This is a genomic window from Cytophaga sp. (assembly GCF_051961495.1).
Taxonomy (GTDB): domain Bacteria; phylum Bacteroidota; class Bacteroidia; order Cytophagales; family Cytophagaceae; genus Cytophaga.
Genome location: NZ_JBQCDF010000067.1, coordinates 1 through 11,096 on the forward strand (window position 1 = coordinate 1; position 11,096 = coordinate 11,096).

9 protein-coding genes are annotated in these 11,096 nt (G+C 35.7%); 8 read left to right on the forward strand and 1 reads right to left on the reverse strand.

Features of this window, described 5'->3' with window-relative positions:
- Positions 1-39 precede the first annotated feature (39 nt).
- The 6 genes from ACTHJT_RS03120 to gldN all read left to right on the forward strand — a co-directional run bounded on the left by ACTHJT_RS03120 (position 40) and on the right by gldN (position 6,638).
- Positions 40-837 carry a uroporphyrinogen-III synthase gene (locus ACTHJT_RS03120; protein WP_440236317.1) on the forward strand — a complete coding sequence of 266 codons (798 nt, stop codon included), beginning with the start codon at positions 40-42 and terminating at the stop codon, positions 835-837.
- 129 nt (positions 838-966) lie between these two features.
- Positions 967-2,007 (forward strand): type IX secretion system membrane protein SprP, encoded by a 1,041-nt coding sequence (sprP, locus tag ACTHJT_RS03125; RefSeq protein ID WP_440236303.1) that lies wholly within the window; start codon positions 967-969, stop codon positions 2,005-2,007.
- A gap of 200 nt (positions 2,008-2,207) precedes the next feature.
- Complete coding sequence (gldK, locus tag ACTHJT_RS03130) at positions 2,208-3,242, forward strand: gliding motility lipoprotein GldK (RefSeq protein ID WP_440236305.1); 1,035 nt, start codon at positions 2,208-2,210, stop codon at positions 3,240-3,242.
- Between the two features lie 78 nt (positions 3,243-3,320).
- A complete protein-coding gene (gene gldL, locus ACTHJT_RS03135) occupies positions 3,321-4,106 on the forward strand; it encodes a gliding motility protein GldL (protein ID WP_440236307.1) in 786 nt (261 codons plus the stop codon).
- A gap of 57 nt (positions 4,107-4,163) precedes the next feature.
- Complete coding sequence (gene gldM, locus ACTHJT_RS03140) at positions 4,164-5,759, forward strand: gliding motility protein GldM (protein ID WP_440236309.1); 1,596 nt, start codon at positions 4,164-4,166, stop codon at positions 5,757-5,759.
- Between the two features lie 18 nt (positions 5,760-5,777).
- Entirely contained in the window at positions 5,778-6,638 is an 861-nt protein-coding gene (gldN, locus tag ACTHJT_RS03145; RefSeq protein WP_440236311.1) for a gliding motility protein GldN, read from the forward strand.
- 135 nt (positions 6,639-6,773) lie between these two features.
- Here the strand turns inward: gldN and ACTHJT_RS03150 are convergent, their stop codons facing one another.
- Positions 6,774-7,556 carry a WecB/TagA/CpsF family glycosyltransferase gene (locus ACTHJT_RS03150; RefSeq protein ID WP_440236312.1) on the reverse strand — a complete coding sequence of 261 codons (783 nt, stop codon included), beginning with the start codon at positions 7,554-7,556 and terminating at the stop codon, positions 6,774-6,776.
- A 474-nt stretch (positions 7,557-8,030) separates the two neighbouring features.
- Here ACTHJT_RS03150 and ACTHJT_RS03155 point away from each other — a divergent pair, with 474 nt between their 5' ends.
- Entirely contained in the window at positions 8,031-8,804 is a 774-nt protein-coding gene (locus tag ACTHJT_RS03155; protein WP_440236314.1) for a polysaccharide biosynthesis/export family protein, read from the forward strand.
- A 1-nt stretch (position 8,805) separates the two neighbouring features.
- Positions 8,806-11,096, forward strand: a 2,291-nt coding sequence (locus ACTHJT_RS03160) for a GumC family protein (protein WP_440236315.1), incomplete at its 3' end; no start/stop codon positions are given.

Below are 11,096 nucleotides of genomic sequence, written 5' to 3' on the forward strand. Positions count from 1 at the left end.
AACGAATTCAGGAAAAAGGTCAATTCCATTAATAACAACATGAGCGAAATTAAGGCAAAAGACAAATTAGCTAAAGACAATAGACTAAAAAAGGTAAATACGATTCTAGTTTCACAGCCTAAACCAACGGACGAGAAATCACCTTATTATGTATTAGCTGAAAAGTATAATCTTAAAATTGATTTTATTCCTTTTATACAAATTGAGCAAGTCGATTTAAAAGAATTTAAAAAGCAGAAAATCGACATATTAAGCCATACAGCTGTAATTTTTACCAGTAGAAACGCCATTGATAATTTCTTTAGAATATGTGCAGAGGCAAAAATTGAAGTACCGGCAGAGATGAAGTATTTCTGTATTACTGAGCAAACAGCTAATTATCTGCAGAAGTATATTGTTATAAGGAAAAGAAAAATATTTGTAGGGAAGAAAACCGCTGCCGATCTGGAAGAGGTTATTAAGAAGCATAAAACAGAGAAATTCCTGTATCCATGCTCAGATATTCGTAAGGATGATATTCCAATGTTTTTGTCAAAAAGCGGATTCGAATTTTCAGAAGCTATTTTTTATAAAACAGTGGCAAGTGATTTATCACACCTTGCTGATGTAAACTATGATATGATTACATTTTTCAGTCCATCAGGAATCAGTTCATTATTTGTCAATTTTCCAAATTTTGAACAAAAGGGTACAAGAATTGCGGCTTTTGGGCCAACAACAGCAAAAGCTGTGCATGATGCAGGGTTGATATTAGACGTTGAAGCTCCTTTACCAAACGCACCATCCATGACGGGTGCAATAGAATTATACATAAAAAAAGCGAATAATATTAAATAAGTACAATTTATTTAAGGATTATTAAAAAATATGTAACCTTATTGGTATAAATCATGTATGAATTCACTAGCTTTGTTTACAACTAGATAAACATAGCATATTAATTGAGAACTCCTCATTGCATAGTATATGAAAAAAATCAGTAGAATTCTTTTTATTTTTTTAGGGGTAATGTGTTTGGAAATGTCTGCATTTTCACAGCAAGATGCGCAGTTTAGCCATTATATGTTCAACTCCATGAATTATAATCCAGGATATGCGGGATTAGAAGGGGTAACCAGAATTACAGGTATATTCAGAAAGCAATGGTTAGGATATTCCTCAACAACTGATGCACCAGGCGGGACATCGCCTACAAGTGCTGTAATAACAGCAAATACCCTGCTTCCTTTTCTAAATCAACGTACAGGTGTTGGGGCTAATTTTGTATATGACTCAAAAGGACCAATCAACACTACTGAACTACAGATTTCTTTGGCATATCATTTTAAAATCAAAACCGGTAAACTGGGCGTAGGTTTAAGATCAGGCTTCAGATATGAGAATTTAAATACGAACTGGTATCAGGTGATTGATAGGACAGACCCGATTTATACAAATTTGCTTAATGCTCCTGCAAGCCAGGTAAAACCTGATATCGCTGCGGGTTTATACTGGCAGACACCTAAATATTATATTGGAGTAAGCGCGAGCCATTTTTCAGGAACGAAATATACATATGGAATAGATACAAGTATCGCGTCAAAATTAAGTAGCCACGCTTACGTAACTGCAGGTTATACATTCAATTTCAGTGGTGGTATGTTAAAATTGACTCCAAATGCATTTTTCCAGACCGATACAAGAAATTATACTTACTTATTTGGAGCTACATTAATGTATAATGATAAGTTTTATGGTGGTATCAGTGCCAGAGAGTCCATAGCGAACAAAGAAGTAACTAGAGGCGGAAGCACTGTAGCAAATGATGACATTATTTTCTTGATAGGTATGAACCTGATGAAAAATAATGCATTGAGATTAGGTTATGCATTTGACTATGTAACCAGCGGTGTACAGGCTAAAACAAGAACTTCTCATGAGATCATGCTATCTTATGTTATTCCTACAAAATGGTTGCAATTGAAGCCAATCGTAAGAACTCCAAGATATAGACAAGAAGAGTATTAATTGCCCTTAATTAATTGATAATAAGTTTTTTACAATGTTTTTGAGCGAATTGTAGTAAACTTATTATTAATTGCATAAAAATAATATTTCATTATTATTTGCGTTATTTCAACAAAAATACTAGTTTAGATTCTCTGTTTCGAATTGAAATAGACAATTAGAAATACTTTAACAGGAAACAATAAATAAAAATCGGGATTATGAATAAAGTCAGTGTTATCGGAAAGCGCTTTGCGATCATAGCATCCTTAGCTGGTCTTTTTATGACTCAAAGCTGCAGCAAAGGACCTGCAGATGGAGGAGGAGATCTAGTAGGGGTTCCAGGTCGAGAGTCTTGGGTACAGACAGTACCATATGGTATGGTTGTTTGTCCATCGGGAACTTTTCACATGGGACAAGCGGATCAGGATGTTCCGGCTACTCAAATCAACTTAAATAAGCAGGTAACGATCGGTGGATTCTACATGGATGAAACTGAAATTACAAACAATGAATACCGCCAGTTCATGACTGTCATGCTGGAAGATTCAGTTGCTACATTAGGTGAAGAATACGTAATGACTGAATTATATCCTGACACGACTGTTTGGGTTCGTGATTTTTCTCACCACATGGGTGATCCAATGATGGAATACTACTATGCACACCCTGCATTTGACGAATACCCGGTTGTGGGTGTTGACTGGTGGGCTGCCAAGTATTTCTGTGAATGGAGGACACAACACATGAATAACTGGAGGGCTGAAAACGGTTTATGGCAAATGCCTCGTTTCAGATTGCCATCAGAAGCAGAATGGGAATATGCTGCACGTGGTGGTCGTGACATGGCTAAATATCCTTGGGGTAACCCTTACATCCGTAACTCTAAAGGATGTATGTTAGCAAACTTTAAACCAGGCAGAGGTAACTACTATGATGATGGTTTCATGTATAGCTCACCGGTAGCTTCTTACTTTTCAAATGATTTCGGTCTTTATGATATGGCTGGAAACGTTTCTGAATGGTGTGAAGATGCATATTATGATGCTGCAGTACCAATCGTTTGGGATTTGAACCCTACTTACTACAATGATGATGAAGTTAGAAAAATCATCCGTGGTGGTTCTTGGAAAGACATTGCATACTATCTTGAAACTGGTACAAGAACATTTGAATACCAGGATACAACAAAATCTTATATTGGATTCAGAACAGTAATGACTTACCTAGGTCGTTCTTCTGGTTACGAATTCTAATTTGAGAATTTATTTATTGTAATTAATTAAACTGAACATAAACTACAAATTGTTAAACTTTAAACTTTTGTTACTAAAATGAGCAAGAAAGGCGAAAATGTATTAGAAGACAAGATCATGCCTAAGGTATATGGTCTAGGTGCTGCTGTTGTAATTATTGGTGCTTTATTTAAGATCATGCACTGGCCATTTGCAGGCCCGATGTTGGTTGTTGGTTTGGGAACTGAAGCTGTAATCTTTGCTATTTCTGCATTCCAGAAACCTCATAAAGATCCGGAATGGTCAAGAGTTTATCCGCAATTAGCTGAAGACTTTGACGGTGATGATGATGAGCCTGCAACTCCAACTGGTACTGTTGCTAAATTGGATGATATGTTAGCTTCTGCAAATATTAATGCTTCTGTAATCGGTCGTTTAGGCCAAGGTTTAAACAGCTTGAGCGATAACGTAGCTAAAATGTCTGATTTATCAGATGCTACAGTTGCTTCTTCTGAATATACTACTGCAATTAAAGGTGCTACAGGTTCATTAAACAAAATGAACGATGCATACTCAAAAACTGCTGAGGCTATGTCTGGAATGGCATCTGCTACAGTTGATGCACAAGGATACCATGAGCAAGTTCAAAAAATCACTAAAAACTTAGGTGCATTGAACGCTGTTTATGAAATGGAATTGTCTGATGCAAACAACCACTTACGTGCAATGAATAAGTTCTATGCTAACTTATCTTCTGCAATGGAAAATATGGCTGATGCATCTCGTGATACTCAAGCATTCAAAGAAGAATTAGGCAAATTGTCTAAAAACTTAACATCATTGAATGGTGTTTATGGTAACATGTTAACAGCAATGAGAGGTTAATTCATACCTGGTAATTAAAATTTAATTATTAAAAAATCATCTTAAAAAATATCAATTATGGCTGGAGGTAAAGAAACACCAAGGCAAAAGATGATCGGTATGATGTACCTTGTATTGACAGCCTTGCTGGCTCTACAAGTAAGTTCTGCGATCATGGAAAAATTCATCTTCTTGGATGAAAGTTTAATGTATGCAGTAGGCGTTGCTGATAAAAACAATGACGGTACTGTTAAGAAAATCGACAAAGCTGTTGCTGATGGCGGTGGAAAAGATAAGGCTGTATCTGAAAAGGCTGCACTTGTTAGAGCTGAAACTGCAAAGGTTATCAAAATGATGAATGATCTTCGTGAAGAAATGATCATCAAATCAGGTGGCCGTGAAGAAGATGGTTCTTACAAAGGTGGTAAAGAAGAAGAGGCTATCGCGGTACTTATGGTTGGTACTGAAGGTTCAAAAAGCGGTAAAGCTTATGCATTACAGGCTGCATTGAACAAATTCAGCCAAGAAACTTTACCTGGTATCGTAGGTAAAGAAATGCCGAACAAAAAGATTGCTTTGGACGGTAAAGAAGATGAGAAATATGCAAAGAAACCAGATCAAAAATCTAAGGATTTCGCTAAGTTGAACTACGCTGAAACTCCTTTGGTTGCTGCTTTAGCGGTTACTGCTACATTCGAGTCTGAAGTTAAAAAACTTGAAACTACTGCTCTTGATTTATTGGCAGCTCAAGTTGGTGCTGCGGATCTTAAATTTGATAACGTATTCCCGGTGGCTGTTGCTAAGTCTAGCACTATTGCTGCAGGTACAGATTACGAAGCTGATTTATTCTTAGCTGCATCTTCTTCTGCGGTTAACCCGACAATGAAGAGAAATGGTTCTCCAATTCCGGTTGAAAACGGTAAAGGTAAAGTTAAATTCAAAGCATCTGCTACTGGTTATGATGCAGAAGGTAACTCTAAGCAAAAATGGACTGGTGCTATTACAATCAATAGCAAAGGAAAAGATACAACTTTCACACAGACATTTGACTACGTTGTTGCTAAGCCTGTAATCCAGATCCAATCTGCTTCAGTTAACGCTTTATACTTACGTTGCGGTAATGAATTAAGTGTACAGGTTCCTGCATTAGGAGCTACTTATAATCCTTCATTCACTGCATCTGGCGCAACTCTTAAGTCTTTGGGCAAAGGTGTTGTCGTAGTAGTGCCTACAAGCGCTACAGGTGTTAAATTAAACGTTTCAAGTGGTGGTAACGCAATCGGTTCTCAGGACTTTAAAGTTAGAGGTATTCCGAAACCTACTATCATGGTATTGAACAACGGTAAAGAAGTAGATCAGAAAAACGGTATGACTGCTCCTGGTCCGAGATCTTTACAAGTCAAAGCTAAAGCTGATGAGTCTTTTGCACAATTCTTACCTAAAGATGCTCGTTATACTGTAACAAAATGGAACGTAATGCTAGCTAGAGGTAAACGTCCGGTTACTCAGCAGAACTTCAGTTCTGAAGTTGCAAACTTGAGCAGCTTTGCTTCTCAGGCTCAGGCTAACGATCGTTTGATCATTGAAGTTCAGGAAGTTTATCGTACGAACTTCTTAGGCGAAAAAGAAAAAGTAAACATTGGTACACCAATCTTTACTGTTCCTTTACAATAATATTAAAACTACTGTATTATGAATAAAATCAGTGTTATCGCATCTATCGTTTTCTGTTCATTAGCCTTTATGGCTAATGCACAGGAGACTCCTGCAAAGCAATGGGAAGATCCATATGCTACAGGATTCAATAAATACTCAGTTCGTCCTATTCATACATCTGATATCATGTATAAGAAGACGTTAATTAGAGCTATTGATTTGAGAGAAAAACAGAATTTGCCAATGTTTTCAAGAAATCGCGAGATTTCAAGATTGATCATTGATGCAACTCTTGCCGGTACTATCACTCCATATATGAATGATTCATTGGAAAATGGTGCTAAGCTATCTATCGATGAATTCAATGCTTTATTAACAATGCCAAGCGATCAGCCGGCATATACTCCGGAAGATACATTGATGATGTGGCAAAATGAAGATTACTCTTACAGAGCAACTTCAACTGGTGGAGATAAATTCTTCCCAACTGACATCTATCAGATGGAGATCAAAGAAGAGTGGTTATTTGACAAGCAACGTTCAAGACAATATTTCGATATTGATGCTATAACGTTCTATATTCCTGCTGACCACCCTTCAAACATTAAAGGGATTCAGTATGCTTTAGCATCATATTCTTATAAGGAACTTTGCGAAAAGCTGTTTAAAGATAACCCTAAGGCTATCTGGTTTAACCCTCAGAATGAAAGAGAACATAAAAACCTTGCTGATGCATTTGATCTGAGACTATTCAGTTCTTATATCATCAAAGTTTCTAATCCGAAAGATGCTTATTTAACAGATATCTACGGCGGAGATCAATTGAAAGGTCTTATGGCTTCTCAGTGGGCAGCATTCGAATTACTTGAATACGAACATAACCTTTGGGAGTTCTAATTTATTTAATTAACAGATACGATAACACCTGTTATTCATAAATAAAAAAAAGTCCTGCTAATTGGCAGGACTTTTTTTATTTATTCCAATTCAGTAAGTTAGTTACTAATAACTTTTAGCTGTTTGCAACCACTTTTACCCTAATTTCTTTTTGATATTATATTGAGACATTCTGATGAATTGCCCGATACTGAATTTGACCATTAACAGACTGAATAATGAATTTGTGACAAGGTATCTTTTCCCTAACCGCTTTGGTTCCTGAAAGAATCTATAAAGCCATTCCAGACTTATCTGCTGCATCCAAAACGGAGCGCGTTTCTGTACGCCTGCATAAACAGTAAAGGCGCCCCCAACACCAAGCATGCAACTATTAATCTTGTTTTTATTTTCAGCCATCCATTTTTCCTGTTTAGGACAGCCCAAGGCTACCAGAACAAAATCAGGATTCGATGAATTAATTGTATTTACGATCTCATCCTTCTCATCCTGGCTTAAGGCGCGGAACGGCGGAGAATAATAACCTGCAATTTTCAAGTTAGGATGTTCAACAGATATTTTATTGATTATTAATTTTAGCACATCATCAGTCGAGCCATAAAAATAAATCGATAAAGATCTGGATTCCGCAGCATGGATGATCGAAGGCATCAGATCCATTCCTGCAACCCGATCCTGATGAACGCCATAAATCAATCCCATTGACTTTGCCAAAGGCATGCCATCAGGAGTTGCTATATCAGCACTATTTACAATTCTAGAAAAATTTTTGTCAAGATAAGCCTCTATGACCATGTGTACATTAGACACACAGACATAAGAAGATTTTTTCTGTTGTGATAAAAAAATTATTTCTTCAATGAAATTAGTATAAGTTCCAACAGAAAGTCGGGTGTTCAACAATTTTCTTTTTTGCATACCCCTTGATTCTCTACAGCTAACTAGAAATTAATTTGATTCAAAGATAGTTATAAACGCATATCTATGTATTGGTATGCACATAAAAAATTTATCAAGACTCGAAGTTTTAATCTTTATATAAGTATATGAATGATAAATTTAACAAAAACAATATTCTCATTACCCAGAAAATTATCGGAAGTAAATCAAGTATTTAAAATATTATAAAAAATGCTTTTTTATTAATACTTGTTTTAGTTTAATTATGTGGACAATGTTTTCAGCATTAAAACTGGATTTATTATAGGCAGGTTTTTTTAAAATAATTAATAGCGCAAAATTTGTCTGATGCTAAAAAATAAATTCAAGAAATATTAAAATGAAATTATTTTTATTTCTTAATAAATTACAATAATTGACTTAATTTTAGGTAATAGTAGATATAAAAAAAAGTATATTTACTGTATTGGAATAATCTATAAAAAAATCACTATGTATAGGCTTTTGGTATTCGTCTTATTTTTGGCTGTCATTACTTCTTCTTGTAATAGTACTAAACATTCGATTTATTTCAGGAAACTTGGAGACGTTTCATATGCGTCTAATATACAGGCAGAGACACCGGTAATAAAAAAGAATGATTTACTGAGTGTAAATGTTAGCAGCCTGAATGCCGCAGCATCAGAAGTCTTTAACAATTCAATCGGAAAAACATCAAATACAACAACTATATCGGGAACCATAAACCAATCTTTCGGTTATTTAATAGATGCTGATGGAAATCTTCAATTCCCAATCCTGGGAATGATTAAAGCTGAAGGTTTAACAACAAAACAACTAGAGGACACGATCAAAGCTGAATTATTAAATCGTAAGCTATTAGTTGACCCTATTGTGAATGTTCGTTTTTTAAATTTTAAAGTATCTATAATGGGTGAGGTTGAAAGACCTTCCGTTTACAATATTCCCAGCGAAAAGGTAACGCTGTTGGAAGCGCTGGCATTGGCCGGAGATATGACAATTTATGCAAAGCGTAATAATGTATTATTGATTCGTGAAGAAGGAGGCGAGAAAAAACTAGTGCGATTGGATCTAAGTTCTTCAGATCTATTTTATTCAGAGTATTATTATTTAAAGTCGAATGACATTATTTATGTCGAACCAAGGAGATCTAAGGTAGCGACAACCCGGCCGCTTGGAACATACTTATCTGCCGTATTCAGCGGTACTTCATTATTAATTTCTCTTATCGTTATTTTTAAATAAAATGAGTCAAATCAACAAAAATATCAAAGCTCACGAAAATAATCTGCTTCATATAATTACGTATAAGTTTTTACCTTATTGGCCATTATTAATTGGCTTGATCGTATTTTTTATGGTCGGTGCCGTTGTCTATATGCGTATGGCATTGCCTAAATATGAAGCAACCGCAGTGCTTTTAGTAAAAGATGAGAAAAAGGGATATGATGAATCCCGAATGATTGAGGATCTGAATGTTTTCGGAACAAAGAAGATTGTTGAAAACGAATTAGAGGTGATGCAATCCCGTACTCTGATGAAAGAGGTGGTAAAATCCTTGGGGCTATATGCGCCGGTTTTAATGAAGAGTAAAATTAGAACATTGTCGGCATATTGTACATCGCCTATTTCTGTGCGCGTAAAAAATCCGGATGAAATTATCGAAACAAATGAAGTATCTTTTACTTATGATAGTATAAATAGGCAAGTAGCTATTGAAGGGAAAAAGTATCCTTTGGGAGAATGGATTAAACTTCCTTATGGAGAATTAAAATTTGAAAAAAATACAAATTTAAAGCAGGCCACAACAAACCCTCTGTACTTTTCACTGATTCCTATCAAAAAGGTAGTGGGTTCAGTACTTCAGAACTTAAATGTAAAAGCTGTCAATAAATTATCTTCTGTCGTTTCATTGCAGTTTGTAGACGAAGTCCCGGAGAAAGCTGAAGATATTTTGAATGAATTGATCAATGCTTACAATCGTGCCGGCATCAATGACAAAAATGCTTTGGCAGACAATACGATGAGTTTTGTTGACGATCGGTTGCAGCATGTTAAATCTGATATTGATTCGATTGAAAAGCAAATTCAACAGTTCCGGTCAGAGCAGGGCGCAATCAATTTGAGTGAACAAAGCTCTCTTTTCTTAAAGAACGTTGGAGAGAATGATCAGCAAGCGGCAGTAATAGATATGCAATTGTCTGTACTTGATCGTGTACAACGTTTTGTTAATTCAGGCAAATCAATTGGAACAGTAGTGCCCTCAACTCTTGGCATCAGTGATCCTGTACTATCCCAGCTTTTAACAAAGCTTTCTACTACAGAGCTGGAGTATGAGCGATTAAAGGCAACAACCGGAACCAATAACCCTGTTTTAACAGCATTGTCAAATGAATTGAGTCAGCTGCGTTTGAATATCATTGAGAGCATTCAAATTCAACGAATAAATTTAATTGCCAGCAGAGATCAGTTGAATGCCACCAACAAAAAATATTCCGAAACATTACAGACAATTCCTGAAAAGGAAAGAAATTTATTGGAGATAAGCAGGCAAAAAACAATTATCAATAATGTTTATGATTTCTTACTTCAGAAGAAAGAAGAAACAGCTTTATCTTATGCTTCAACAGTACCTGATAGCAGAATCCTGGATGTAGCAGAATCTTCAATTAAACCTTCGAGTCCTAAGAAGACAATCGTATTTCCCGTTGCGTTATTCTTAGCATTTGTAATCGCATTCGGCATTGTTTTCGTAAAAGATTTTATAAGCAGTAAAATTCTTTTCCGGTCAGAAATAGAAAATCTTACTGGTATGCCGGCAATAGGCGAACTTGGCCAGATAAAAAACAATGAAACAGATACAGGGAAAATAAATTTCTTTAAGTGGCAATTGTATCAAATCATTGCCGGACTGAATCTATTTAATAAAGACAATACAAAGAAGAAAATCCTGGTAACATCCAGTCAGGCAGGTGAAGGGAAAACTTTTGTCTGTTTAAATCTCGCCAAAGAACTGGCTGCCGCAGGCAAAAAGGTAGTATTGATTGACCTGGATTTTAACAGTAAAACGCTTTCACAAAATTTTCAGACAAGCAATGATAAAGGGCTTGCAGAATACCTGAAAGGTATGTGCGGTATAGAGCAGGTAATTACTCCAACAGAAATTGATAATCTGTTTATCATTAAATGCGGACAATTGGAATCCGGGTATGCGTCTTTATTTTCTTCAAACAAGATACACGATCTTTTATCAAATCTTGAAACGGGCTTTGACCTGATATTAGTCGATACTATATCAATTGATCCGATAACGGATGATTTAATATTAGAACAATTTAGCGACATAACCTTGTATGTTGTCCGACATGCATTTACACCAAAAGTTATATTCCAATTTGAAAATACTGATAATCGTTTGATCAAAGTCAGCAATGCGGAGATTGTATTTAATGGGGTAAAAACAAGAGGGTATTTAAAAGGTTATGGTTATGGTTACGGTTATGATTATTTCCATAAAAAATCTTTTCAGAATACGTA

Coding starts and splice junctions, on each gene's coding strand:
- gldN (WP_440236311.1), top strand. CDS start 5,778: ATGAATAAAATCAGTGTTATCGCATCTATCGTTTTCTGTTCATTAGCC.
- ACTHJT_RS03120 (WP_440236317.1), top strand. CDS start 40: ATGAGCGAAATTAAGGCAAAAGACAAATTAGCTAAAGACAATAGACTA.
- gldL (WP_440236307.1), top strand. CDS start 3,321: ATGAGCAAGAAAGGCGAAAATGTATTAGAAGACAAGATCATGCCTAAG.
- gldM (WP_440236309.1), top strand. CDS start 4,164: ATGGCTGGAGGTAAAGAAACACCAAGGCAAAAGATGATCGGTATGATG.
- gldK (WP_440236305.1), top strand. CDS start 2,208: ATGAATAAAGTCAGTGTTATCGGAAAGCGCTTTGCGATCATAGCATCC.
- ACTHJT_RS03155 (WP_440236314.1), top strand. CDS start 8,031: ATGTATAGGCTTTTGGTATTCGTCTTATTTTTGGCTGTCATTACTTCT.
- ACTHJT_RS03150 (WP_440236312.1), bottom strand. CDS start 7,556: ATGCAAAAAAGAAAATTGTTGAACACCCGACTTTCTGTTGGAACTTAT.
- sprP (WP_440236303.1), top strand. CDS start 967: ATGAAAAAAATCAGTAGAATTCTTTTTATTTTTTTAGGGGTAATGTGT.